We start from the raw sequence: 26552 nt of genomic DNA, 5'->3' as shown, positions 1-26552 counted from the left end.
CTATACAAACCTTTAAGATTTTTTAATTTGCATTACGGGAAAATGAAACAGTCATTTTTAAGTAAGAGGATAGTTTATATTCTCTTATTTTGTTATTCAGCCTTATCATCTCAAAAACTTACTATTATTAATAATAATTTGGGAAATGTTACTGTAAAAAATAGTAATACGGAAGCAATATTAAAAGATGGCAATAAAAAGGAATTTTCAGGAATAATAAAAAGAATATCAATAAAGGGGACACGAGATCTGGATAAATCATTGTTCATATATCTTGAACCGAATGAAAAATTAACTATTACTGTAGAAAAAGATAATGCCATTACTTATATGGGAGATCAGGCCGACATCCATAAATACCTCAATGAAAAATTGAACGTGGACACCTATGGAAAGATGAAGGACTATCTAAATATTAGTGAAAAGAAGGAGTTGAGTTCGTTAAAGATTAATTCTGAATTATTTCTGACGGAGGTTTTAAAGAAAGTTAATTTGCCAAATGTAATTCTTTCTCCTGAAGATAATAATTCTACAAAAAAGATAAAAAATCATATAAAGTATAACTGGCTTTATACCATCCTTTCTTCTGTAAATAACCTAAAGGATAAAAATTTCACCAGAGAAGTTATTGACTACTATTATAAAAAGTATATTCATTCAGATATTACACAATACACCTGTAATAGCGTTTTCCCATATAATGTAATGGGGATATTAATAAAAAATAAAGATATAATACCGGATAAATTTCCAATCTATCCGATCGTGGAACATACTGATTCTGATAATATTAATCAGTATTTTCCAGCAAACTGTCAAAAATTTTATTTTATTGATAAATATCGTTATCTAAATCATATTAATGACCCTCAGAAAAATTACTACGAAAAAGTCTTAAATGAAAAATTCAATGATCAATAAATATATAATACAAAAGTTTATATTTTTCTTATTTCTTTTTTTACCATCATGTACTTACTTAAGTGCTCAAAATTATCAGATTACATATGAAGTACAGTTTAAACCCGAAAAAGAGAAGGATTCATTAGTAAAAGAATATATGGCTTTAAAAATAATTAATAATCAAAGCATTTTTTATAATCTGAACAAGGAAAAAATTGATTCTTTAGTAAGTAAACTTGATTATAAGGGAGTTTCTTTGATTAAAAACTCTTTTTTAAGAATAAAAGTTTTCAAAGATTTTTCAAAAGATTACTGTACTATAGGAGGTAATTTTAACCAATTTAATTATTGGTATAAAGAAAAGAAAATTAATTTTTACAATTTAAAGAAGCATGGAAAATATAAGAATTATATGACCAGTGAAGCTTTCGCAGATTATGGAAAAAGAGAATGGCATCTTTTATATACCAATGATATTCCAATCAACGATGGGCCTTACGTTTTTTCAGGATTACCAGGTTTAGTAATTAAAGCTGAGTCTTTAGATGGTGATTATAGCATTGAATTAATTGAAATTAAAAAATTAATTGAACAGCCTGAAATGAAAGACTATAAAGAAAATATAAGAAAAGAAAAACTAATCAAGAATATTAATGATTTTATAAAAGATCCTGCTGCTCATAATATTAACTTCAAAAATGATTTAGGAGATGGTTTCAGTTATGAATTTAGCGGAACTAAAGACAAAAGCTATACTGCAACAAATGAATATTTAAAAAAAATATTTAATCAGTTTAATAACTACCCAGATAAAGATATTCCCATTATAACATTTTAAAGTAGTACTTCGAAACAGAATAGTTAAATCTGATATTTGAAAAGGTTGTAGATTAGTCCAAATGAACAACCTCAGACTGCCCATTTTTCAAAACGGGTGGTATTTGTTACTTTTATCTAAAAAATCAAAGATGATAAGTATAAAAAGAGCCTGGACTTGGGATCAGGCTCTTCAGATAAAGGAAAAAAAATTGGTTAAGGATGTTCGTTTCGGGCTTTGATCACGAGATTCACGAGATCTGAACCGCCGCTCGCAAAGTTTTCACTAGGGTTGTGGGCGCTTTGGGTAGCTACAGCGTAAGGAACACCATCCCAGTATCCCCAGAACGGGCCGCCGCTTTGTCCTGGCCAGATATCCGCTTTGTGGCTCATGCTTTCATTGTCATCGGCACTCCAGAAATCACCATCTAAAGCAATGTCTGTTTGGTAAGTAGGTCTTTGTCCCCCCGTTAAATCTCCAGGATAACCTGCATGAGTCCAATAAGGTTTCCCGTCCCATGCATCGGTATAGGATTTTGCGCCCATCCAGCCTATGTTGTCTCCAATACGTCGGTCCAGGACAATCACTACATAATCATATTGAATTTCTGTAGAATCGATGGTAGGTCCGGCTACTTTGTATTTGTAATAAGTCAATGTTCCCCACGCGCTTCCGTATGGAGCACTTCCGTTGTAATACATCGGGGTGAATTTTAACCAGCCAGTGCTGTTGTTAGCCTTCCAGTCTACGATATGGGCGCAGGTAAGGAGATGTCTCGGACCGATCATTACTCCACTTCCTGAGCCTAATGCGCTTTCTACTTTTCCTACGCATCGCCACGGGTAGGCTGTAGAATTATATACTTTTCTCTGATCGGGACCGAATATAGTTTTTACCCCCTCTGTGGTTAGGAAAGATTCTCTTTCAATGAATTTTGGTTTGCGGTCTTTTTTAGCCTCTAATTTGGGCTGATATTCAAAGTCTGAATGGGTAGGATAGAAGTGATCAGTTTCAAGGGCTTTTGCTTCTGCTGCTTTTTCATTGGCAGGCATTCCGATGGACTTCATTCCTTTTGGGTAAGACCGTCCGTCAATAGTTTCCATGGCAGGTCCCTGGTTATTTAGTTTTTCGGCATTCGCCAATTTTTCGGCAGATTTTGCTTTAACGGTTTTAAGTCTTGATACTTCTTCCGCCGTCATAGGTTTGTTCGTTTCAGTTTTAGACATGATGATTCGGTTTTTATATTTTTTTTCCTACTCTTTGGATGGCTTTTCGGATTCCGCCAGTTATTGTTATGAGAATATTTTTTGAGAAAATTCTGCGGTAATGCTTTCTGTCTGATTGATCTGAGCGGCGCCCATTGCTGCTAAGGCCATCGCAACCTGTTTGTCGAGTGTTTTTCTGACAATATTACCGTTGGTCGCACGAAGTACTTTACAGAAATGATAAGTGAAATAGCCTCTTATCTGGCCATTCATATTTCCTTCCATAGACACCTGATTGTCTTTGCAGGCAGCCCATAACGTATGATTGAGGCCGGCTACTGGAACCAGAGCTTTGGTCATGGTCGTTACTTTTTTTGAACCTTTGGAAGATTGCAATTCGCTGGCGTAAGTCATATAAAATTCATCTTCCAGCATAGGTGGAATGAAACGTGGTGTTTCATAAGAGAGTTCCAGATCCAGGCCGAGATCCATTTTTCTGGTTCCGGTTCCTGAATGGCAGCAGTCGAAAATAACTTCTAGATTCACACCTGCTTTCAGTTTACTGAGTACCGCTTTAAAATCATCATCACGGATGACTCCTGCGCTTGCATAATCGTGTGGACAAATCGCTTCATCCAGTCCGTCTATTTCCAGGTCTGCCCCGATATTGGCGACTCTGGTTCCGTGTCCGGAATAATAGAAGACCAGAGAATCTCCTTTTACGCTGCTGTTTACCAGTGTTTTAAGGTAGTTTAGTATGTTGGCTCTTTTGGCGTTCTGATTGGTGAGAATTTTAATATTGGCCGGAGCAAATCCACAGATTACCAAAGTGTTGGCCATATCTCTGGCATCATTTACACAACCGTTTAAGTCCGGTCCTCCTGATCCTATAGGTGCATAGTCATTGATTCCTACGATGAGTGCTTTTTTCATTTCGATTAGTTTTTAAAATTTTCCCTACTCTGTTTTGGCTTTTCGGGTTCGGCCTTCATGGATTAGTTTTACAGGACAAAATTCCATAATTCAACAGAGCGAAAACAGAGGGAAAGGACTGATTGTGTGGTAGGTAAAACACCCTTTCTCATGTGTTGATTTTTTTAACCACGGATTTCACGGATGTGCACAGATGATTGTGTTGATGATTCTGGTATTTGGAGGATAAAAATTCAATTTAACGCAAAGTTTGATTTAGAGAATGCATAGTTTAGAGGAGTGCAAAGAGTCCGACTTCGTCGCTGATGAAGCTTGTGGATAAAACGCCCGCTTAGTCGAATCAATGAAATTGATTCCTTCTTTGCTCAACTAATACTATACAGCATTGTAATCGAACTTTGCGTGAAAAAAAAAGAGCCACGTCTTTTTTGTAATTGAATTTTAAAATTAACCACAGATTGCACGGATTTACACAGATGATTACAGGTACTTGGTGGATAGATATGCTTCTTTTTTCACGCAAAGATTCACTTAGGAAGCGTTGAGTTTAGATGAGTGCAAAGAGTCCGACTTCGTCGTTGATGAAGCTTGTGGATAAAACGCCCGCTTAGTGGAATCAATGAAATTGATTCCTTCTTTGCTCAACTAATACTATACAGCATTGTAATCGAACTTTGCGTGAAAAAGAGAGCCACGTCTTTTTTGTAATTGAATTTTAAAATTAACCACAGATTGCACGGATTTACACAGATGATTACAGGTACTTGGTGGATAGAAATGCTTCTTTTTTCACGCAAAGATTCACTTAGGAAGCGTTGAGTTTAGAGGAGTGCAAAGAGTCCGACTTCGTCGTTGATGAAGCTTGTGGATAAAACGCCCGCTTAGTGGAATCAATGAAATTGATTCCTTCTTTGCTCAACTAATACTATACAGCATTGTAATCGAACTTTGCGTGAAAAAGAGAGCCACGTCTTTTTTGTAATTGAATTTTAAAATTAACCACAGATTGCACGGATTTACACAGATGATTACAGGTACTTGGTGGATAGAAATGCTTCTTTTTTCACGCAAAGATTCACTTAGGAAGCGTTGAGTTTAGAGGAGTGCAAAGAGTCCGACTTCGTCGTTGATGAAGCTTGTGGATAAAACGCCCGCTTAGTGGAATCAATGAAATTGATTCCTCCTTTGCTCAACTAATACTATACAGCATTATAATCGAACTTTGCGTGAGAAAAAGAGGCGTTTTTTTATAATTGAGTTTTAAAAATTAACCACAGACTGCACGGATTTACACAGATGAGTGCGGGTATTTGGAGGATAAAAACTCAATTTAACGCAAAGTTTGATTTAGAGAATGCATAGTTTAGAGTAGTGCAAAGAGTCCGACTTCGTCGTTGATGAAGCTTGTGGATAAAACGCCCGCTTAGTGGAATCAATGAAATTGATTCCTTCTTTGCTCAACTAATACTATACAGCATTATAATCGAACTTTGCGTGAGAAAAAGAGGCGTTTTTTTTATAATTGAATTTTAATAATTAACCACAGATTTCACGGATTTACACAGATGATTGCAGGTATTTGGAGGGGAAAATAGTAAGCTTTTTTCTTCAGCTTTGTAGCCAATTTCTTTTAGGAATAAGACGAATGGATGGAAAACAAAAAATCCGGCAAATTGTAAAAATCTGCCGGATGCTTGATTGAGTTATAATGGTTTTTTGGACTATACTAGTTTAAAAGGAAAAAAATAAGATCAGCACAAGTCATGTTTTAAAGCAAAAAGAACCAGGCCGACCCTGTTTTTTATTTCCAGTTTGGTGAAAACGGAATCTCTGTAGCCATCAATGGTTTTGGGGCTGAGGAACATTTTATCCGCTATTTCTTTATAGGTAAGCTCGCTGCAGGCCCATTTGATAAATTCCTTTTCGCGGTCTTTTAATTCGGATAGGAGAGAGGCTGTTTTGAAGTCTTCTGTTCTTACTTTCAATAATTTTTGGGCGATAAAATCAGTATAAAAACTTCCTTTATCATATACCGTATCTATAGCTTGGAATAAAATTGATGGCTGCATATCTTTCAACAGGTAGCCTTTTGCTCCGGCCTTCAGCATTTTGATGAGTATTTTTTCATCATCTTCCATGGTGAGGGCGATCACTTTGATATTCGGGTGATGTTCTGTTAGCCACTCTGTGGTTTCTATGCCGTTTTTGTAGGGCATATTAATGTCCATCAGCACTACAGCGGGTAATTCTGAGGCTTTTTCTATGGCGGCAATAAAATCTTCTCCGTTGGGATGATTCATGATCACACTGTACTGGGGGTTTTCCATGATCATATTTTCCAATGCCTTGGACATTAAAGTATGGTCATCTACAATCGCTATGGGAATGGTTTTCATATGATGTGTTTGTAATAGGTTATAGAGGTCTGTGTTCCTTTATCAAGCTCCGACTGTATGGAAAATTCGGCGTGAATAAGTTTCGCTCTCAGTTCCATATTTTTCAGTCCCGAACCGTCCTGTATTTTGGCGGTGTTAAATCCTTTTCCGTTATCAGAAATCTTGATTCGTAAGGAGTTATGATCATCTTCCAGTTGTATGGACACATTTTTTGCTCTGGAATGTTTTAAGATATTATTAATGCTTTCCTGAATGATCCGGAAGAGAATCAGCCCATGTTTGGGTGATATATCAATATCCTGTTTCTGTGTGATGAAATCTATTTTTAATAATCTTAATTTCTGTATTCTTTTGGCTTCTCTTTCAATGGATTCCGTCAGTCCGAAATGAATAATCTGTTCGGTAATTAGTGTTTTGGATAAATTTCTTATATCCTGGATGCATTCTCCCAACAATTCACTCAACTCGTTCAGCTCTTCTTTTTCAGCATTTTTCAGTTTGGAGATCAGTTGATTTTGCCGTAAACGAACCACAGAAAGTTTTTGCCCCACATCATCATGAAGCTCCTGTCCGATGTAGTTGAGCGTCTGCTCTTTTATTTCCACCTGCGAAGTCGCAAGTTCTTTTTCAAACCGCATGTCTTTTTCTTTCTGCTCGAGCAGGAGGGTTGTTTTCTTTTTGATAAAGACCACATAGATGAAGATCATCGTCAAGACAACGATCAGTAAAGTAATGGTAAAGGTGATCACCAAATTATTTTCTTCCATACTTCAAAAGATATTTATCCGAGTCTCTCTTGTTTATTCCAAATTAATCCCAGCACAAGTATTCCGTTACTGATCAGATTCAGCATAAATAAAATAAAGAAATAAATATGCTGGGAGACGGTGGTTCTGAAATATAAAATCGGGATACTTCCAATAAATAAAATCAGTAGAGAAACCGAAATCCAAAACGGGAGGTAATTATTAAGGTCCAGTATTTTATCTGAATTAAAGGTCTGATACAAAAATAAAATAATAGAAAACATCAGCAAAAGGATATCCGTATACAGCATATTAAATGAAAAATGATGCAAAAGATCATCCTCTATATAAAACATAACAACAACATTGACTACAAAAAGAATCAACAGGATCAACTGAATTTTTTTCAGAACCGGCCAATAGAGCAGTTGAAAATAATACAGCAGATACAGGAAAAACACGATCATTAAAAAGCCAATTACAAAAAATATTTCGGTAGACAGGTTTGTAGCTTTAAAGTAGAAGTAGCAAAAAATATCGATAAGGGAAAATAATATATATCCTATGATAAAAAATAAATTCTCTTTCCCTATTTTTCTGTATTTGAAGACCATTAAAACCATCACGAAGATGGATAGGATCATAGTGATTTGTTTCCCGATTTCTATATTCCAGTTCATGGCTTTATTTTTTATGGCATATCGGCTGTGGATACTTTAGGTGGAGGAGCAAGATTGGTCATATTCAGAACTTCCATCTCTTGTACGTTTGTATTTTCCTCTGTGGTCCTCATCGTTCTGGACATGGTTCCTGAAGTGTCTCTTTTCAGATTCTTCGCAGTAGGAACTAAAAAGATGGTTTGATAGCCGGCATATTCTGGCTTGGCCATTTTGTTTTTAGGATGATTAATAGGATATTTTCCCATATAAATTCGAATTCCAGGGTTTTTCAGGTTCTGTTTTTTGGCGGTTTCCTTTACATATTTAAGGTAGCCTTCCAGGTCTTCTACAGAAAACCAATACCAGCGGGAATCGGGATCTCCGTTTCGGTATTTGGTAAGAACGGCATTGTTGGTTACGGTATATTCATCATAAAGTATACGGCCTTCCTTGTAGCTGATCAGCTTCTTTTTATAGCTGTCACTTACAGGCTCCGTAGGCGGATTGGAGCAGCGGGTGCAGCTTAACGTGCAAAAACTTAAAATAAGAACGGCCAGAAGCGGTCTTAGATTTTTGAATAGAAAAGGAGTTTTCATTTTTTATGGTTTTTAATTTTATAAAGCAAAATTAGGGAACTGCTTAACTCTACAAAAGGGGGAAAACACTGTTTTTACGCTTAATAAATTTACAACATTTTGTTTTGACTTTCAGTAAGATAAATCATTTTGGAACAATGCTTACCCAGTGCGGTTTTCAGAAGATTAAGTCTGAAACTAATGTGAGGTCATGATGTTCATGGAATAGAAATAGAGCAAAATTTACATGAAATGATATACAATTAATTCACAAATCATTTACGTATTTTTAATAGTCTACTAATTTGGTGGACTTATATGATTTATCTCATACGTTTGCTTGATTGAGTTCGTGAATAATTAAATACTTTTGACACAGTTAAAAAAAGTTAAAATTTATTCTCATGAATAAAAATTCAGTTAATTCTTACTTATACATCAATAAAGCTGGGGTATTCACTCAGAATTGTTGTGGAAGTGTATGCCTTTCACAGCATCATTTTATCATTCACGCTATGTGCTTTGATGGTATGATGTGCGGAATGATGACTAAGGTCTAAAATTCAAAACACAGACATTGCTGTAGGAATTAAGGAGAAATAATTTCAAAATTTCTTAAGACAGGTAATCTCCTGTCGGTTTCAAACATTTTCTATCTGACAGTCTCCCTGAAAAAGGGAGAAGGGGATTCTTGTTCCCTGACCGGATGGAAAAACAGCAATGCATCCATTCAACTTTAAATCTAAAATTCATATAATGAGGAGAACACAATGTAAAATCGGTGCATTGGCCCTGATTCTGGTTGCAGAATTTGCCTTTGCACAGGAAAAAGACAGTATTTCGAAAGAACAGGCCATCAAGGAAGTGGTCGTAGTCGCATTCGGAAAGCAGAAAAAAGAGGAAATAACAGGATCGGTACAGTCACTGAAAACCAAAGATCTGGCTAATCTACAAAATGGAAATATCCTTCAGGGACTTGGGGGAAAAGTAGCCGGGGTACAGGTGATATCATCCGGTCAGCCGGGATCACAGCCTGTCATCAGAATGAGAGGAATAGGTTCCATTAATGCATCGAGTGACCCACTCATTGTTCTTGATGGAATTCCTTACAACGGAAACCTGAACAGCATTCCGGGCTCGGATATCGAGAGCATTTCTTTTCTTGAGGATGCTTCGTCTAATGCTCTGTATGGCTCCAGAGGGGCAAACGGCGTGATTATCGTGAATACGAAAAGAGGAAAATCCAAAGGCCTCCACATCGAGGCAGATGTGAAAACAGGGGTGAATTTCAAGTCGATTGAAGACTATTCGGTGTATACATCGCCACAGGATTACTATACTGCATATTATAACCGCGCAAGAGTGGGTGAAGCAGCAAGATTAACGCAGCCGGGAGCGGTTCCTTCCGGTACAAGTCCTCATGATGTAGGCCTTGCAGCTTTGAATAAATTAGGATATAATGCTTACAACGTGCCTTTTAGCCAACTGATAGGAAAAGATGGAATCTTTAATCCGGATGCCAAATTATTATATCAGGACAACTGGAAAAAGCTGATTTTTAAACAGGGATTAAGGAGAGAAGCCAGCATAGGAATTACAGCAAACAGCGATCAGGTAAAATCTTATACTTCATTAAATTACCTGGATGATAAGGGATATCTTATCGGATCAGGATTTGAAAGATTTGGGATCAGATCCAATCTGGATTATACCATTACTCCAAAATTAAAATTGACCAGCAGCCTTTCCTATACATATAGCAAACAGGATTTTGGAGAAACAGGTGGATTTTCCAATCCGTTTCAGTTTGCGAGAAATATAGCACCTTTCTATCCAGTTTTTCTAAGGGATAACAATTACAATATCCTTTATGACAACAGCGGGCAGATACTATATGATTACGGCGATGGGCAGGGACCTAACGGAGCCACAAGATCCTATGCCGTTTTTGAAAATCCTGTAGGAAATCTTCAGTATGATAAGTCACAGACAACCAACAACATAACGAATGTTAATTTAGGTCTTAACTATGAAATTATCAAAGGATTAGACTTCACTTACAATTTCGGAGGTTATCTGGAAAATACAAAAAACCTTCAGTTCGGAAACACGTTGGGAGGAACTTCTTCATCGGTAGGAGGGAATATCAATATGGGATCTGTGTTTAAATATACCTTAAACCATCAGCAATTGTTGACGTATCAGAAAAAATTTGATAAACACAGCTTCAATATCTTAGCGGGACATGAATTGAATAAAATAAAAAGTGACGGTTTTTCAGGAACCAAACAGCAGCTTTTATTACCCAATTCGCTGTCTTTTGATAATGCGGTAAGAATCACGGATTTATCAGGTAACGGCTATGAGTATGCTGTGGAAGGCTATTTTACGAGATTGCTCTATAATTATGACAGCAAATATTTCTTCAATGCCAATATCAGAAGAGACGGTTCTTCCGTGTTTTCTCCGGAGAGCAGATGGGGTAATTTTTATGGTTTGGGCGTAGCCTGGAATGTGGCTAAAGAAGATTTCCTTAAAGATAATACAGTCATCAATTCATTAAGGTTAAAAGCTTCTTACGGGCAGCAGGGAAATGATAACATCCTGCTGGACGGCTCTACAAGGGATTATTATGCCTATCAGGATATCTACGGAATCAACAATTTTGGAGATGACAAACCAGTTCTGTCCCTTAAAAAACAGGGAAATAAAGATTTGAAATGGGAAACGTCCAAAAACCTCAATGCCGGATTTGAAATCTCCCTTCTAAAAAACAGAATCAATCTGAATGCCGATTATTTTGAAAGAAAAGTCTCAGATATGATCTATGCGCTTCCTTTGCCTCCATCCAACGCAGGTTCCTTTATCAAATACGGAAACATTGGAGATATGATCAACAAAGGAGTTCAGGCCAATCTGAATCTGGAAATTCTCCGTTCAGATCAGCTCCAGTGGAATGTATACGGAAATGCGACCCATTACAAAAATAAAATCACCAAACTGCCTGCCGAACAAAGAAATACAGGTCTTGTAAGCGGTCTGTTTATTCTGTCGGAAGGAGGCGACAGATATACCTACTATCTGAAAGAATTTGCAGGTGTAAATCCTGGAAACGGGGATGCACAATGGTATAAAACAGTATTTAACCCAGCGACACAAAGAGAGGAAAGAACGATTACCAATAATTATAAAGAGGCGACAGATTATAATACGGGAAAATCAGCGATTCCTAAAGTATATGGTGGATTCGGGACAGATTTCACGTATAAAGGGATCAGTCTGGCTGTTAATTTTGCCTACCAGTTCGGAGGTTATGGATATGATGACATCTACAGATCTTTATTCCATTCAGATACTTATGCTTCCAATTATTCAACGGATCTGAGCAAAACCTGGACACCGGAAACCCCCAATGCAGAATTGCCAAGGGTAGATCTGACTGCAACCAATCAGAACGGGAATTCTACGCTGTATCTGATTAAATCGGACTACATCAGCCTTCAGGACGTTACTTTATCCTATCAGCTGCCAGAGAGTTTTGCTCAACAGGCTGGTTTATCAGGTTTGAAAATATATGTCACAGGAAACAATCTTTACTTATGGTCTAAAAGAAAAGGGTATGATCCGAGAGCGTCCTTAACCGGAGTGTCAGATGCATACCGATATTCACTGCTGTCAAGCGTTTCTTTGGGCTTTAAACTAAACTTTTAAAAAAGATGAAAACAATAAAATATTTTATAGCAGCTTTATCCATCAGCGTGATTACAAATAGCTGTGCCAATGATCTCAATACACTTCCGGAAGGAGATATTTCCGGTGAACAGTTGAGTAATGACCAGTCCAAACCCGAAAAAATACTGGGCGGAATCTATCTGGATCTCCGCAGTAACGGGGCCGGAGGTTCTACAGCCCATTCTGATTTCGGAATTATGGCCATCAAAGGAGGATCAGATCTGATGTCGAATGATGTGATACAAGCCACGAATCAGCATCTGGGAATGTTTTACAACTATGAAGCGACCAATGCAAGTAATTCTGCATCAGAATTTGTGTGGACCACTTTTTATGCAAGGATATTTGTGATCAATAAACTCCTTGATGATTTAAAAAGCGACACCAAAAATAACAATGCAGCCATCAAAGGACAGTTGCTTGCCCTGAGAGCGTACTCCTATTTTTATCTGGTTCGTTTCTATGCTAAAAGCTACAAAGACAATCAGTCAGCTCCGGGGCTTCCGTTGGTACTGACGAGTAGTAACCAAAGTTTGGGCCTTGCAAGATCTTCGGTTTCAGATGTTTATCTTCAGATTAAAAGAGATATTGAAGAATCTATCGTTCTTTTGGATACGTATGCACGTCCGTCCAGAGCTCAGATTGATCAGAGAACAGCGAAAGCCATTGCCTCTGAAATATACCTGGAAACGGGAGATTATACCAAAGCCGGAAAATATGCTAATGAAAGCAAGCAGGGAATCGCACTGATGACGGAAAATGATTATACCACAACCGGATTCTCAAATATCAATAATCCTGAGGTTTTATGGGGTTTTCATAACACGGTATCTACGATGAGTATCGGAAATTATTATGCTTCTTTCTTCTCTATGTTTGATAATACCAACGAAGGCTATGCAGGTGCTGCAAAAATTTACAAGCTGATTGACAAACGTCTTTATGATGCGATACCCAACACCGATTACCGTAAAAAGGTATTCAATGGAAGCCAGAGCGCTGCATATACGTTCAACGCGAAGACGAAAAACTATCCAGCTTACGTGAACTGGAAATTTAAAGATCCCACGCTTTTTGAGGGAGACTATATCTACATCAGAGCGTCCTCACTTTATTATACAGAAGCAGAAGCATGGGCGAGACAGGGGAAAGAAGCCGAAGCCAGACAGGTTTTATATGAAATCACTTCGAAAAGAAACAGTGCTTACACCTTATCTGTCAAAACAGGAAACGACCTGATCAATGAAATTATTCTCCAAAAAAGAATTGAGCTTTGGGGCGAAGGCTACGCCTGGTTTGATATGAAAAGACTGGGAACTCCTTTGGAAAGAATATATCCGGGAACCAATCATACGTTCGGAAGACTGAATCTTTCACCGGATAAATTCATATTCCAGATTCCGAACAAAGAGATCAATAACAATCCGCAGATTATACAGAATTGATAAAACAGATCATAGGTTTGTTTTAGAATGGATGGTGACTAAAAAAAGAAAAACCGGAGCTTTTAGGGCTCCGGTTTTTTGGGTTGCCGTCGTAAGCTATATTTGAATGTTTTAGAATAATCTGGACTAGATATTTTTCTCTAATCTGGACCATTTTTATCTGAGGTTTACCATTTATTTTAGCCTAAAAATGAAAAAAATACTATTACTTCTGGCGGAAGGTTTCGAGTTTTTTGAAGCAAGTGTGTATATCGATGTTTTTGGATGGAATCTCATAGATGGAGATGGAAATACCCAACTCTATACATGCGCGCTCAAACGGGAAGTGAACAGTACATTTAATCAAAAGGTAATTGTAGACTTTTTAGTGGATGAAATAAAAATTGAGGAATATGCGGCCATAGCCATTCCGGGAGGGTTTGAAGAATACGGCTTTTATTCCGATGCATTTGATCCCCGGTTTGTAGCGGTAATTAAAAAGTTCTATGAAGAGAAAAAAATAATATCTTCAATTTGTACCGGAGCCTTTCCTATTGCTAAAAGCGGAATTCTTAACGGTAAAAATGGAACAACTTACAATCTTAATCCGGTGAGACAGCAAATGCTTAAGGATTTAGGGGTCAATGTGATTAACCAGCCTATTGTGGAGTCTGATCAGATTACCACCTCATGGAACCCATCTACAGCCCTGGATGTTGCATTTAAACTGCTTAGAGATTTGACAGGAGAAGAAAACACAGTTTCAGTAAAAACCAAAATGGGATTTTAGTTTCATGATTAACGATAATATAGATTTGAATGAATAGCAAGGTGCAAAACCTGATTGAAGCTCAGGAGAAAGCTGAACATTTGTTTAGAGAAATAGAAAACAGGAAACTGATTTGTGCAGGAATTTCCGAACGTGATTTAAACAGAAATATATATGAACTTGCCCGGGAGCTCTTTGGAATAAGAAAATACTGGCATAAAAGGATTGTAAGAGCAGGCAGCAATACTCTGTTTCCTTATGATGAAAATCCACCCGATCTGATTTTGCAGCCCGATGATATATTGTTTTTAGATTTCGGACCTGTTTTTGAGGATTGGGAAGCAGATATCGGCAAAACCTATGTATTGGGAGATGATGCCTATAAAATAAAACTTAAAGAAGATGTCATAGCAGCGTGGGAAGAAGGACGGGATTTCTATGTCCGGAATCAGCATGATCTTACAGGGGCGGATTTTTATTATTTTACAGCAGATTTGGCGAAAAAATATGGATGGGAATATGGGAATGAGCATTGTGGACATTTAATAGGAAATTTTCCTCATGAAAGAATCCAGGGAGACGAAATACAAAACTATCTTCACCCTCATAACACAGAAAAGATGAATGCTTCAGATATTCATGGCGAAGAAAGATTCTGGATTTATGAATTGCATTTTGTAGATAAAGATTTAAAGATCGGCAGTTTTTTTGAAAAATTACTGATATGAAGCTGCTTGAATCGAAGAGGTCAGTTATAAATAAAACGGGTGCTTTTCTGTACTGTAAATAGAATGAAAATTAATAATATAAACCGGAGTCATGATAGGCTCCGGTTTTTTTAATATCTTATTCTAAACCTTATCTTTTAATTCTTAAAAAACAAATTCAAAGTAGCCTTTGCATTAAGTAGCGCCACCACCTTTGGAGACCAGGTGTTTAGCAAAATACAAACCGTAGTTTTTTGTTTAGGGAAGTAATAGGCCCTGCCACCAAATCCAAATACATGGCCATCATGTCCCAAGGCGACTCCCTGATCAGTTTCCAGCTTCATCAGGCCAAGGCCATACTGTTTATTATATTTCAGATCAGGTTCAAGGCGAGTGGGGTCATTATCAACAAAAGTTTCCAGCTGTTGCATGGAGGCAGGAGAAAGGAGTTTACCAGTAATCAAAGCCTCCACAAATCTTGTGATATCCGATGCTGTAGAGATCATTCCGCCATCTAAAGCATCCTGGCCTCCAATTCCGTTATTGTCTATTTGAGTGGCATCGTTCAGGCTATTTCCTGCCGGATCTTCTGTATAGTAAGAGCGGGTGAGTTTTTCAGGAAGTACAGTACTGGCAGAGGTTTCAAGCAAACTAAGTGGATTAATAATTTTCTGATTCACGACCTCGTAAGAAGATTTTCCCGTAACCTTCGTGATAATTAAAGAGAGCAGAAGATAATTGGAGTTGCTGTAATATCCGCTTCCAACAAGGTCATCCGAGGGTTTATCGTAAATAAGACTAAGCGTTTGTGCTGCCGAATAATTCGCGATACTGCCATCAAAAACACCGGCTGAAATATCCTGCAGATAATTTCGGATACCTGATCTGTGATTGAGGCATTGCTCGATGGTCACTTCATTAGCATTGGCAATATGGTCTGTGATACTTTTTGGAAGGTATTTATTGATTTTATCCTTGATATTCAGCAGACCTTCCTCCTGTAATTTCAGAATAGTGGTTGCTGCAAACATCTTGGTCATACTCCCGATTCGTAGTTTCCTGTCGGGGCTCATGGCGATATTTTTCTCCCGGTCAGCCTTTCCTCCGGTCCCGGCCCAGGTTCCTTCAGGTGAAATGACAGCGATGCTTACCCCTACAGCTCCTGCAGCCATAAACTGATCTACAATCTTCTGGTACTGATCAGAATTCGAGGGAGTTGTAACAGATGAGACGGATGTATTTTCGTCTTCACAGGAATTGGTTAGAATAAAAACGGCTATTGCCGCGGCGATAAACCTTAGTTTTTTCATAAGAAATTTTAATATTTTTTAAATGGGTGTTTAAATTTAAAGTCAAAATATTAATGATTAAAATGAGGATATGAACATGGTCGCTCAGTTTTTTTCTCGTTTTAAAGCTTTCTTATATAGGTTTATTTTAGGCTAATGTATTAAGAAAAATTGAACGCTGATCCTTTGCTGCTTTAATAAATTTTTAATTCTATCAGGAGAGACCTGATGGTTTATATGGTATAGCTTTCTCAAAAGAATTTCTCCAGGTGTAATGATTCCGTCCACTCAAAACAGCTAGCCACATTTCTTCTACACTTAATTAAAATCATGACACACTTAATAAGTCCTGATTGCGGGATTTTACAGCAAGAAGTAATTTCAGACAAAGAATTTGTATATGAAACCAATTTTCAAAAATCAGTATATGATCATACTGTGTTCGCTGTTTTTTCTCTGGAGTTGTGAAGATGAGCTTCCGCAAAATAAGAAAACAGACAATGAGTTATTGTTAAAAAACACCTCATCAAAGGTGACATTACCCTGTTCCACCCCGTCCATCTACAGCGGGATGCTGGAATTTACCGATGAAAAACAGTTCTATTGTTATTATGACTATCTGACTGAAGTCGCTTCTACACCCAATGATGACATGAGTGAAAATGATTTTTTACTGGAAGTAGAACAGGTTATGGGGCTGAATTCCCTGAGAGCAGATGCGTTTGCAAAATTTGAGCAGAAAAATGCCATCGGCTGGGCTTCTTATCAGGAAATTCCTGAAGAACACTGGATCACTTCCAATATCCTTCGTTCTATTTTAAATGTAAACAGAGAAGTAAAAGTGGGGAATTATGTATTGAAGTATATCAATCCTGAATTTATCGTTTCCGTAAAGGCAGACCATTCTGAAGTAATGAAAAAGGTAGATGCGCTTGGAGATCATCCCACACTGGAGCAGATATTAGAGCTCGATCCGTTGAGAGAAATTATATCCGTGTCTTCTCCCAAAATATTAAAAAGAGAGTTCGGAACCGTTGATTTTGCAGATGCCAAAGGAATCAGAGGGACGCCTATTCCTCTGCAGATTTTCAGATTAAGCGGTACCGTCTATGAAAACTTTATCTGCGGAAATCCCGGGAAAGTAAAATTTGAAGGATTTACCTTAAGCCGTCTGTCCGTTCCCCAACAAGCCCGATACAGAATTGAATTTAATGACGGAACCAATGCTGCAGCTGAATTTATGCTCCTTCCCAATCAGTACATTTTGCCGGCTATTGAGCATGTCTATCCGGCTACAAATACGACTTACCATCCTACGATTAAAGTAAAATCAATCAGTCCATACAGTAATGCAAGCGCATGGAATGTGGTTCAGACCTATAACGTCTATGTAAGATCGATGGATCAGTCCTGCTCTTCAGATGCAAGAGGAGCATTAAAAGACCTGGTAATTAACTCTTCCAATGTATTGCGGGGTAAAGTAGACTATTATAATTGGAGTGCTTTTCCTTTTATTAACCCAAGATCTTCGCTGGCAGGATGGACAGAGCTGCATCATATTGATAGTAACGGAAACTGGAACAGAAGAAAAGATAAGAAAACAACACTTTGTGTAAAATTCTTAGAAGGGAAACTGTATCAGGCCAATTTCTCAACTCCAATAAATTCCAGTTTTTGTACTGATCCCATTTATCTGCCTGTTGAATATGAATGCAGATCAAATACCAACCAGAAAAGAATGGAAAAGCACATGGGAATGTACAATACCAATACCTATGCAAAAGCAATGCTGTCTTTCCTCACGGTACAGCATGAAGTAGGAACATCAGATGGAGTAAACGGAAGTTTCAAGCAAACGATATATGGTTGCCCGTAATTTGACTTATTTTAATGTTTAATAGATAAAGGCCCGGCAATTGCCGGGCCTTACTAACAAGATTAAGTGTAAAATTTAGCCCGTTAAGGCAAAAGGATAATTCAAATATTTTCAGATTTCTATTGAACTTAATCTATGTTTGGGGATTGATCGTATGAGGCATTTATTATTTGATATTTTTTGATGGTGAATTTGTTAATCCCTTCAAATTCAATACAGCAAAATTAGGATGACAATGTATTCTTCCTTATAAAAAAGAGGGTGATGTGACTGAATAAGGTGATGAAATGTATTTTTTTGATGATGAAACGTTGAGGTACATTCTAAACGGCTTATTATACGTTTCATCTGCTGTTTTCGCGGGCTCGTTCAAAATAGAAAGATTTCCTATCAAATCAATTTTTATATTTACACTTACAAAGTCCCGAATATGAACAGGATTGGCAAGATCAGAAAAAAAATAACCCGAAACAGGAAAATTATTTCCACCGCAAAAAGAAGGCTGGTGATCTGGCTGGTGGCCATCATTACCTTCTATATTTTTTCCTACCTGATTGACCCGTTTGATCCTGCGTGGATGGATTATCTCAATGGGCCGTGGCAACTGATGGTGGAAGACCTCTTGTGGGTATTTCTTTTCTCCGTCCTTCTGTCTGAGGTGAGTATATTCATCGACAGGACCCTTAATAAACTTCTTCCCTGGAGCAACAGAACGGTGAAAAGACTTCTGATCCAATGCGTTATCCAGATTGTAGGAAGTGTATTGATCATCATTATCGTCAACTTTATCATAGAAAGTACGACAGAAAACCTGACCAAACTTGATTACCGTAAGGAGTTCACGCTTTTAGGGCAATGGGTCGCGACGAATATCATGATATCATTGATTATCAGTGCTTTTAATACCGTTGATTATTTGCTCGAAAACTGGAAAAAAACCGCAGAAGAAGCTGCCCAGCATAAACTCAGAGCTTCAAAACATAAGCAGGCCGCAATGGCTGCAGAACTTCAGGCCCTTAAACTACAGATAGATCCTCATTTTATTTTCAATAATCTCAGTGTGCTTTCTGAGCTTATTCTGGAAGATCAGCAGCTGGGCTATGAATATTCCGAGAAATTTGCCAGAGTCTACCGCTATCTTCTCGTCAATTCCGGGAAAGATGTCATTGCTGTAGAAGAAGAATTGAAGTTTCTGGAATCCTATATTTTTCTGATTGAAAAAAGAATCGGAGACGGTGTTATATTTAAGATTGATGTCCGCGAAGAACACCGGAAAATGCACACCGTTCCGCTGTCTCTTCAGCTGTTGGTTGAAAATGCCATTAAACATAATCAAACCTCAAAAACAAATCCGCTGGAAATAGAAGTCTATACGCTTCCAACCGGAGAACTGGTCGTTGCCAATACATTTCTTCCTCTGATCAATAAACCGGATTCTTCGGGGGTCGGGCTCAGAAATATCAAAGCCAGGTATGAGATTTTAGGTTATGGAAAGCCGGAAATAGAAAAGACAGAAAACAAATTCATTGTAAAACTTCCCCTGATATGAAGATTAATAAGATTTTAATCATCGAAGATGAAAAATTGAATGCAGACCGATTAAAAAGGCTTCTTTTAAAACTCAGGCCTCACGTGGAAATCATGTCGGTAGAAGAATCCATTACCTCAGCAGTGGAATGGTTGAATCATCATCCTGCTCCCGATATGATCATGATGGATGTGCGTTTGGCGGACGGTCTTAGCTTTGAGATCTTTAATAAATTTGACATTCGCAGCCCGGTGATTTTTACAACAGCCTATGACGAATATGCCGTACAGGCCTTTAAATACAACAGCATCGATTATCTTCTTAAACCCATAGACGAAGATGAGCTGGAAACCGCATTGAGACGCTACGAAACCTTTATAGAAACCGTACCGTTCGTAGGAACAGCGATTGAAGGGTTATTGAATTATATCCAGCCCAAAGACTACAGAAAACGCTTCCTTCTTGCCCACCGGGATGGATACAAAACCGTTTTGGCTGAAGATATCCTCTATTTTTACACAGAACTCGGAATCAGCAAAGCAGTATTGAATACCGGGACCATCGAAAACGTTCCCCAAACTCTCGAAGAACTCGAAAGACAGCTGGATCCGAAATTCTTTTTCCGGGCAAACCGGCAGTTCATTATTCACATAGACTCTGTAAAGCAGGTCTTGAATCACTTCAACGGAAAATTAAAACTGGAACTCCGAAAACAACAGCCCGACATGGAAATCATCGTCAGCAGAGAAAAAGCCTCTGTCTTCAAATCCTGGATGGATTATTAAAACCAGGTGCGGGTTTGAGAGTCGGAGCGTTTTAGGGTTTGAGAGTTTCGGGAAGTGATGAGGTATAAATAATGAGTTATGAATCATGTAACGTGGGTTTTGGATTTGTCTGAAATCTTACATCTGGTATCTGCTCAGAAATTCACCATTCACTTGCGAAGCAAAATTGACCATTGACGGTCATCAATTTCAGCCTTAACTTAAATGTCTGAAATCTGATGTCTCGTGTCTGATATCTCCTCCAAAATTGATCATTCACTTTCCTCAATCTCTGCCTCAGCCTAAAAATCTCATATCTGACGTCTGATATCTGACATCTGCAATCTTCTCGTAAGAGATTTTTTCATTTTCCTCAGCCTACGTTTCATCTGCGATTAATTACGTTTCACCGGATTTCTTCATCCGTATCCTTATTCTGTGCGCTTATTTTGCAAGTGTAAAATTTAAAAAACAGATCATTATGAATTATAAAAAGGGATATTGGGTGCTGTCGTTAGCCGCTGTTGTGGGGCTCAGCTCCTGTGGTTCAGGAAACGGTCAGGAAACAGCTCAGCAGATGACGGCGGTACCTACAGATTTTATTCAGTTGAAATCCGGTGATGCAGATGTTTCCGCGGGATATCCGGGAAGTATTGAAGGACAGGACAATGTAGATATTAAAGCTCAGGTCACGGGATATCTGGAAGCCGTTTATGTAAAAGAAGGTCAGTATGTGAATAAAGGTCAGACCCTGTTCAGAATCAACCCTTCTGTTTATAACGAACAGGTAAATAGTAATGAAGCTGCAGTAAAAGCCGCTATAGCCGCTCAGGAAACGGCAAGGCTGGAAGTGGAAAAGCTAAAGCCTTTGGTAGAAGGAAAAGTAGTTTCCGATATGCAGCTTAAAACCGCTCAGGCCAATTATAATGCAGCAGCGGCACAGGCAGCACAGGCAAGATCTTCATTAGGTTCATCACGAATCAATGCCAATTTCACTTACATCAAAGCACCGGTAAGCGGTTATATCGGAAGAATCCCGAACAGGGTAGGAAACCTCATCAGTCCTTCAGACGCTGCACCATTGACATCCCTTTCGAATATCAACACGGTGAATGTCTACTTCTCAATGAATGAAGCAGATTTTATAACCTACAGCCGAAAAGCAGCATCAGGAGAACAGACAGAAAATGTAGAACTGATCCTTGCTGATGGCTCAAAATATTCCTACAAAGGAAAAGTAGAAAATGCCAGCGGGAATTTTGATAAAAATACAGGAAGCATCCAGATGAAAGCCGTTTTCCAGAATCCGGATAAATTATTGAGAGCAGGAGGAACTGCAAGAGTTTTATTGCATCAGTCTCTGGACGGAATTGTAAAACTTCCCAAAACGGCAGTCAAAGACATTCAGGATAAATTCTTCGTATACAAACTGGAGGGGAAGGATAAAGTGAAAATGTCCCCGATTGAAATTTCAGGAAGCACATCTCAGGATTATTTTGTGAAAAACGGAGTCAAAGCCGGAGATAAGATCGCCGTGAACAGGATTGACGTGCTTACAGACGGAGCGCTGGTGTCAGCGGATGTGAAATAATAGATAATCATTCATTCTTAGAAAATTTAACATGTTAAAAAAGATAATAGACCGTCCGGTACTGGCAACGGTAATATCTCTGATCATTGTCATATTGGGGATTATAGGACTGAACCAGCTGGCGGTGACCAGATTCCCAGACATTTCACCACCCACCATTACTGTTATGGGGTCTTATCCGGGTGGAAACAGTGAAACCGTAATACGTTCTGTGGTAACGCCTCTAGAAGAGCAGATCAATGGAGTGGAAGACATGGAATATATGAAATCTACTGCCAGTAATGACGGAAGCTTCTCCATTTCTATCATATTTAAACAGGGCGTTAATGCTGATCAGGCCGCTGTTAACGTACAAAACAGAGTTCAGCAGGCCACTCCGATACTTCCTCAGGAAGTGGTAAGAATGGGACTGACGACTTCCAAACAGCAGAACAGCATGGTGATGCTTTTCAATATTTATACCGATGATAACAGCAAATATGACGAAACATTTCTGCAGAATTATGCTAATATCAACCTGATTCCGCAGGTCAAAAGAGTAAAAGGAGTAGGACAGGCACAGGTATTCGGAATTAAAGATTACTCCATGAGAATCTGGCTGAATCCTCAAAAAATGGCCTCGTACGGCCTTGAACCGGCTGATGTTTCCAATGCCATTGCAGATCACAGTTTAGAATCTGCCCCGGGAAAACTGGGTGAGGAATCTGATGCAGCACTGGAATACGTGATCCGCTATAAAGGAAAAAAGAACAAACCGGAACAGTATGAAAATATTATCGTTAAAAACGACGGAACCAAGTTGATACGCCTGAAAGATGTCGCCCGTGTAGAATTCGGGTCGCTTTCTTACAGTGGAGACAACCTTTCCAATGGGAAAAATGCGGTAACGGTGGCGATTATGCAGACGACAGGCTCTAATGCCAATGCCATTGAAGTAGGGATCGACAAATCCATAGAACAGCTGTCAAAGTCATTTCCTCCAGGGATAAAATATTCCAAGGTGATGAGCACAAAAGAAAGACTGGATGAAGCCACCGGACAGGTGAAATCTACTTTGATCGAAGCATTTATTCTCGTGTTTATTGTGGTATTTCTCTTTCTGCAGGACTTCAGATCTACCATCATTCCGGCAATAGCAGTTCCCGTTGCCATTATAGGAACCTTTTTTTTCCTTCTGGTATTGGGATTTACGATCAATGTACTGACGCTTTTCGCTTTGGTACTGGCTATCGGTATCGTGGTGGATGATGCCATTGTTGTCGTAGAAGCCGTTCACTCCAATATGGAAGGGACCGATCTTTCAGGAAAAGAAGCGACTCACAAAGCCATGAGTGAAATTACAGGAGCAGTTATCTCCATTACACTGGTGATGTCTGCTGTGTTTATTCCGATTGGGTTTATGTCCGGATCAGCGGGAATGTTTTATAAGCAGTTTGCCTATACATTAGCCATTGCCATTATTATTTCGGCAGTGAATGCCCTGACCTTAACGCCTGCTTTATGTGCTGTATTCCTTAAAAACAATCATTCAGAAGGCGGAGAACATCCGAAAGGATTTGGGAAAAGATTTGCAGTAGCGTTCAATGCAGGTTTCAACAATATGACCAACCGTTATGTGAACGGCGTAAGATTCCTGATCGGACGAAAATGGATAGCAGGAGGTTTGGTAGTGGGCGTAATCGGTGTGGCAGCATGGCTGATGACCAGTACTCCAAAAAGTTTCGTTCCGATGGAAGATGACGGCCTTTTTATGTACACGTTAAGCATGCCTCCGGGAACAGGGTTGACTAAAACGACTGAAACAGCAGCCAAGATCAATGCTATCCTGAAAAATGTAGAGGGAATTCATGAAAATACATCCATCACAGGATACAATTTATTAAGTAACAGTGCCGGTCCGGCCTATGCGATGGGATTTGTGAAACTTAAACCTAAAAAAGAAAGAGGAAAAGTTCAGGATATCGATGAAATCTTAAACGGAGTGAATGAAAAGCTGGCTTCCATTAAAGAAGGAAGCGTAATGACCTTCAGAATGCCGCCCGTAGAAGGATACGGGATGACCAATGATGCAGAGATTGTCCTTCAGGACCGAATGGGAAGAGATCCTCAGGCACTGAAAGCAAAAGCGGATGAGGTCATCGGACAGCTGATGAAAGTGCCGGAAGTGGGGTTTGCGTATACTATGTTCAGAGCAGATTATCCGCAGATGGAACTTGAAGTGGATGAAGATAAGGCCAAACAGTTGGGAGTAAGCATTTCTAATCTTTTGGGAACCGTTCAGACGTACTTTTCAGGAGACCAGTCTCAGAATTTTTCAAGATTCGGGAAGTTTTACAGAGTCAATATCAAGGCAGATGGAATGTTCAGAATGGATGAGCAGGCTTTCAACGATATTTTCGTGAAAAATAATCAGGGGCAAATGGTTCCGGCCAATACCATGATCACCTTACATAAAGTCTACGGACCGGAATCCACTCAGCGATATAATCTTTATAATTCACTGAACATCAATGTCTCCCCAAAACCAGGTGTAAGTAACGGAGAATTGATGGAGAAACTTGAAAAAACACTGGATAAACTCCCATCCGATTACAGCTACGAGTGGACCGGATTAAGTCTGGAAGAAAAATCAGCCGGAAATCAAACCATTGCCATATTTGGACTGTGTCTGCTGTTTGTGTATCTGCTTCTTGCGGCACAGTATGAGAGTTACATCCTTCCTCTGGCGGTAATGCTTTCCATACCCACAGGAGTGGTAGGAGCGTTTCTGGGAATAAAAGCGATCGGGCTGGACAATAACATCTATGTTCAGGTAGGATTGATCATGCTGATCGGACTTCTGGCTAAAAATGCCATTCTTATCGTGGAATTTGCGGTGCAGAGAAGAAAATCCGGGCTGTCTATTCTGGAATCTGCATTAGACGGAGCAAAAGCAAGACTTCGGCCGATCATCATGACTTCCCTGGCATTTATTGTAGGAATGATCCCACTGATGATTTCTTCAGGAGGAATGGCTTCAGGAAACAGATCCATCAGTACAAGTGCAGCGATGGGAATGCTGAGCGGTGTAGTATTGGGCGTTTTTGTCATTCCAGTATTGTATATGTTTTTTCAATATCTGGACGAGAAGTTTTCATCAAAGAAATATAATGAGAAACCGGAAAATCAACCATCAAATGAAACTATTTAACATCAATAAAATATTTTTTTACTGCGTAATGGTCTCTGTATTGGCATCCTGCGCTGTAAGAAAGCCATATGCCGGAACGGATGTCAATATCCCGGCAGCATACAGAGATCCGGTAAAAGTAACCGGAGATACCATCGTACTTCCCTGGAAAATATTTTTCAAAGATCAGAAACTTCAGGGATTAATAGAAAAAGCACTGGCTAAAAATAATGAAGTTTCCATAGCGCTTAAGAATATGGAACAGCTGGATCTGGCCTATAAACAGGCAAAAAATGCATTGCTGCCAACACTTGATTTCAGTGCTGGAGCCAACAGAAGCTGGGCCTCGAAAAATAGTCTTAACGGATCACTTAACGAGCAGTTTACCGGAAATAAATACATTGATGATTTCAGTGCTTCTCTGAGACTTTCCTGGGAAGTGGATATCTGGGGTAAATCAAAAATGCAGAAAGAATCAGCTGCTGCCGGATACTTTGCTCAGAAAGAAAACCTGAATGCCTTAAAAAGCAGAATCATTGTTCAGGTGGCACAGGCTTACTATAATTTAATAAGCCTGGATGAACAGCTGAAAATAGCTGAGAGAAATATTGATTTAAGCAATAACACGCTTCAGATGATGAATCTCCAGTTTAAGGCCGGACAGATCAATTCACTGGCGGTACAGCAGTCGGAAGCGCAGAAGAAAACGGCTGAGCTGTTGATTCCATTGGCCAAACAGAATATTTCCGTTCAGGAAAATGCATTGAGCATTCTTTGCGGAGAATATCCCGGAAGTATTGAAAGAGAAGGTCATCTCGCTGAAATGATTCCTCAAAATAACCTGTCAGAAGGTATTCCTGCCCAGTTATTGAGCCGTCGTCCGGATCTGAAAGCTGCAGAATTCAATGTAGTCAGCCTGAATTCAAAAACAGGTCTGGCAAAAGTAGCGATGTACCCAAGCATCAGTCTTTCGCCGCAAATTGGAGTGAATTCGAACAAATTTAATACCTGGTTTGATCTTCCAGGTTCGATTACCAAAACGCTGGCGGCCAACCTCGCAGCTCCTATTTTTCAAAAGAAAGAGCTGAAAACGGCTTACGAAACAGCAGTGATAGAACAGGAAAAAGCGGTGATCAATTTTAAGCAATCAGTAATGACTGCTGTGGGAGAAGTTTCTGATGCAATGGCTAAATCCAAAGGTTCTTCCGAAAGGCTGGAATTGTTGGAGCAGAGAACGGCTATTTTAGATAAAGGAATCAACGATGCGCTGAAGCTGTATAAAAGCGGAATGGCAACCTATCTGGAAGTCATCACAGCACAGAATAACAAACTGCAGAATGATCTGGAAGCCGTGAATGTAACTCTGGAAAAACTCAATGCCGAAGTTGATTTGTACAGAGCATTAGGAGGAGGAACTCATTAATTTTATCTTTAAATAAATACAAAAAGAAGCTGCAAAATGGAGCTTC

19 protein-coding genes are annotated in these 26552 nt (G+C 38.9%); 12 read left to right on the top strand and 7 right to left on the bottom strand.

The annotated features are described in order from the left end of the window. The first annotated feature begins 42 nt into the window (after window positions 1–42). Window positions 43–921 carry a hypothetical protein gene (locus BM143_RS18340; RefSeq protein ID WP_090026183.1) on the top strand — a complete coding sequence of 293 codons (879 nt, stop codon included), beginning with the start codon at window positions 43–45 and terminating at the stop codon, window positions 919–921. Next, complete coding sequence (locus BM143_RS18335) at window positions 899–1741, top strand: GLPGLI family protein (protein ID WP_090026181.1); 843 nt, start codon at window positions 899–901, stop codon at window positions 1739–1741. Before BM143_RS18340 ends, BM143_RS18335 begins: the two co-directional genes overlap by 23 nt. 194 nt (window positions 1742–1935) lie before the next feature. Here BM143_RS18335 and BM143_RS18330 read toward each other — a convergent pair whose 3' ends face one another. From BM143_RS18330 to BM143_RS18305, 6 genes are all read right to left on the bottom strand, one after another. Then, the gene (locus BM143_RS18330; RefSeq protein ID WP_090026180.1) at window positions 1936–2946 is read right to left on the bottom strand and encodes a trypsin-like serine peptidase; all 1011 of its coding nucleotides are present in this window, start codon (window positions 2944–2946) and stop codon (window positions 1936–1938) included. Between the two features lie 66 nt (window positions 2947–3012). Beyond that, a complete protein-coding gene (locus BM143_RS18325) occupies window positions 3013–3858 on the bottom strand; it encodes a caspase family protein (protein ID WP_090026178.1) in 846 nt (281 codons plus the stop codon). A 1751-nt stretch (window positions 3859–5609) separates the two neighbouring features. Beyond that, a complete protein-coding gene (locus BM143_RS18320) occupies window positions 5610–6254 on the bottom strand; it encodes a response regulator transcription factor (protein ID WP_090026176.1) in 645 nt (214 codons plus the stop codon). Further along, complete coding sequence (locus tag BM143_RS18315; RefSeq protein ID WP_090026174.1) at window positions 6251–7021, bottom strand: sensor histidine kinase; 771 nt, start codon at window positions 7019–7021, stop codon at window positions 6251–6253. Before BM143_RS18315 ends, BM143_RS18320 begins: the two co-directional genes overlap by 4 nt. Before the next feature lie 14 nt (window positions 7022–7035). Further along, a complete protein-coding gene (locus BM143_RS18310; RefSeq protein WP_090026172.1) occupies window positions 7036–7680 on the bottom strand; it encodes a hypothetical protein in 645 nt (214 codons plus the stop codon). 11 nt (window positions 7681–7691) lie between these two features. Further along, window positions 7692–8255: a hypothetical protein gene (locus BM143_RS18305; protein ID WP_090026170.1), complete on the bottom strand. Its 564-nt coding sequence runs from the start codon at window positions 8253–8255 to the stop codon at window positions 7692–7694. A gap of 735 nt (window positions 8256–8990) precedes the next feature. Here BM143_RS18305 and BM143_RS18300 point away from each other — a divergent pair. From BM143_RS18300 to BM143_RS18285, 4 genes are all read left to right on the top strand, one after another. Continuing rightward, window positions 8991–11945, top strand: a complete 2955-nt coding sequence (locus tag BM143_RS18300; protein WP_090026168.1) for a SusC/RagA family TonB-linked outer membrane protein — start codon at window positions 8991–8993, stop codon at window positions 11943–11945. Window positions 11946–11950: 5 nt separating this feature from the next. Then, window positions 11951–13411, top strand: coding sequence for a RagB/SusD family nutrient uptake outer membrane protein (locus tag BM143_RS18295; RefSeq protein ID WP_090026166.1), 1461 nt, complete (start codon window positions 11951–11953; stop codon window positions 13409–13411). Window positions 13412–13601: 190 nt separating this feature from the next. Beyond that, entirely contained in the window at window positions 13602–14180 is a 579-nt protein-coding gene (locus tag BM143_RS18290) for a DJ-1/PfpI family protein (RefSeq protein ID WP_090026164.1), read from the top strand. 29 nt (window positions 14181–14209) lie between these two features. Further along, window positions 14210–14887 carry a M24 family metallopeptidase gene (locus tag BM143_RS18285; protein WP_090026162.1) on the top strand — a complete coding sequence of 226 codons (678 nt, stop codon included), beginning with the start codon at window positions 14210–14212 and terminating at the stop codon, window positions 14885–14887. A gap of 137 nt (window positions 14888–15024) precedes the next feature. Here BM143_RS18285 and BM143_RS18280 read toward each other — a convergent pair whose 3' ends face one another. After that, on the bottom strand, window positions 15025–16176 hold the full coding sequence (locus tag BM143_RS18280; protein ID WP_090026160.1) for a serine hydrolase domain-containing protein: 1152 nt from the start codon (window positions 16174–16176) through the stop codon (window positions 15025–15027). A gap of 406 nt (window positions 16177–16582) precedes the next feature. Between BM143_RS18280 and BM143_RS18275 the strand changes: the two genes are divergently transcribed. The 6 genes from BM143_RS18275 (at window position 16583) to BM143_RS18250 (ending at window position 26506) form a co-directional block, all read left to right on the top strand. Then, window positions 16583–18031 (top strand): hypothetical protein, encoded by a 1449-nt coding sequence (locus tag BM143_RS18275; protein ID WP_167375315.1) that lies wholly within the window; start codon window positions 16583–16585, stop codon window positions 18029–18031. A gap of 430 nt (window positions 18032–18461) precedes the next feature. Then, a complete protein-coding gene (locus tag BM143_RS18270) occupies window positions 18462–19580 on the top strand; it encodes a sensor histidine kinase (RefSeq protein ID WP_090026157.1) in 1119 nt (372 codons plus the stop codon). Further along, window positions 19577–20344, top strand: coding sequence for a LytR/AlgR family response regulator transcription factor (locus tag BM143_RS18265; RefSeq protein WP_090026155.1), 768 nt, complete (start codon window positions 19577–19579; stop codon window positions 20342–20344). The genes BM143_RS18270 and BM143_RS18265 overlap by 4 nt, the downstream gene beginning before the upstream one ends. Before the next feature lie 460 nt (window positions 20345–20804). Then, window positions 20805–21914, top strand: a complete 1110-nt coding sequence (locus BM143_RS18260) for an efflux RND transporter periplasmic adaptor subunit (protein WP_090026153.1) — start codon at window positions 20805–20807, stop codon at window positions 21912–21914. 31 nt (window positions 21915–21945) lie between these two features. Further along, a complete protein-coding gene (locus BM143_RS18255) occupies window positions 21946–25104 on the top strand; it encodes an efflux RND transporter permease subunit (protein ID WP_090026151.1) in 3159 nt (1052 codons plus the stop codon). Continuing rightward, window positions 25091–26506, top strand: a complete 1416-nt coding sequence (locus BM143_RS18250; RefSeq protein WP_090026310.1) for a TolC family protein — start codon at window positions 25091–25093, stop codon at window positions 26504–26506. The genes BM143_RS18255 and BM143_RS18250 overlap by 14 nt, the downstream gene beginning before the upstream one ends. Window positions 26507–26552 lie beyond the last annotated feature (46 nt).

The sequence above is a fragment of the Chryseobacterium oleae genome, from assembly GCF_900115055.1.
GTDB classification, from domain to species: domain Bacteria; phylum Bacteroidota; class Bacteroidia; order Flavobacteriales; family Weeksellaceae; genus Chryseobacterium; species Chryseobacterium oleae.
The sequence above is the reverse complement of the archived record's forward strand: the minus strand, read 5'-3'. Positions and strand labels throughout refer to the sequence as shown.

What these genes read in the sequence shown, in the direction of transcription:
- BM143_RS18320 (WP_090026176.1), bottom strand. Translation starts at nt 6,254, where the DNA reads ATGAAAACCATTCCCATAGCGATTGTAGATGACCATACTTTAATGTCC.
- BM143_RS18340 (WP_090026183.1), top strand. Translation starts at nt 43, where the DNA reads ATGAAACAGTCATTTTTAAGTAAGAGGATAGTTTATATTCTCTTATTT.
- BM143_RS18270 (WP_090026157.1), top strand. Translation starts at nt 18,462, where the DNA reads ATGAACAGGATTGGCAAGATCAGAAAAAAAATAACCCGAAACAGGAAA.
- BM143_RS18315 (WP_090026174.1), bottom strand. Translation starts at nt 7,021, where the DNA reads ATGGAAGAAAATAATTTGGTGATCACCTTTACCATTACTTTACTGATC.
- BM143_RS18280 (WP_090026160.1), bottom strand. Translation starts at nt 16,176, where the DNA reads ATGAAAAAACTAAGGTTTATCGCCGCGGCAATAGCCGTTTTTATTCTA.
- BM143_RS18330 (WP_090026180.1), bottom strand. Translation starts at nt 2,946, where the DNA reads ATGTCTAAAACTGAAACGAACAAACCTATGACGGCGGAAGAAGTATCA.
- BM143_RS18305 (WP_090026170.1), bottom strand. Translation starts at nt 8,255, where the DNA reads ATGAAAACTCCTTTTCTATTCAAAAATCTAAGACCGCTTCTGGCCGTT.
- BM143_RS18300 (WP_090026168.1), top strand. Translation starts at nt 8,991, where the DNA reads ATGAGGAGAACACAATGTAAAATCGGTGCATTGGCCCTGATTCTGGTT.
- BM143_RS18255 (WP_090026151.1), top strand. Translation starts at nt 21,946, where the DNA reads ATGTTAAAAAAGATAATAGACCGTCCGGTACTGGCAACGGTAATATCT.
- BM143_RS18265 (WP_090026155.1), top strand. Translation starts at nt 19,577, where the DNA reads ATGAAGATTAATAAGATTTTAATCATCGAAGATGAAAAATTGAATGCA.
- BM143_RS18260 (WP_090026153.1), top strand. Translation starts at nt 20,805, where the DNA reads ATGAATTATAAAAAGGGATATTGGGTGCTGTCGTTAGCCGCTGTTGTG.
- BM143_RS18285 (WP_090026162.1), top strand. Translation starts at nt 14,210, where the DNA reads ATGAATAGCAAGGTGCAAAACCTGATTGAAGCTCAGGAGAAAGCTGAA.
- BM143_RS18335 (WP_090026181.1), top strand. Translation starts at nt 899, where the DNA reads ATGAAAAATTCAATGATCAATAAATATATAATACAAAAGTTTATATTT.
- BM143_RS18290 (WP_090026164.1), top strand. Translation starts at nt 13,602, where the DNA reads ATGAAAAAAATACTATTACTTCTGGCGGAAGGTTTCGAGTTTTTTGAA.
- BM143_RS18250 (WP_090026310.1), top strand. Translation starts at nt 25,091, where the DNA reads ATGAAACTATTTAACATCAATAAAATATTTTTTTACTGCGTAATGGTC.
- BM143_RS18295 (WP_090026166.1), top strand. Translation starts at nt 11,951, where the DNA reads ATGAAAACAATAAAATATTTTATAGCAGCTTTATCCATCAGCGTGATT.
- BM143_RS18275 (WP_167375315.1), top strand. Translation starts at nt 16,583, where the DNA reads ATGATCATACTGTGTTCGCTGTTTTTTCTCTGGAGTTGTGAAGATGAG.
- BM143_RS18325 (WP_090026178.1), bottom strand. Translation starts at nt 3,858, where the DNA reads ATGAAAAAAGCACTCATCGTAGGAATCAATGACTATGCACCTATAGGA.
- BM143_RS18310 (WP_090026172.1), bottom strand. Translation starts at nt 7,680, where the DNA reads ATGAACTGGAATATAGAAATCGGGAAACAAATCACTATGATCCTATCC.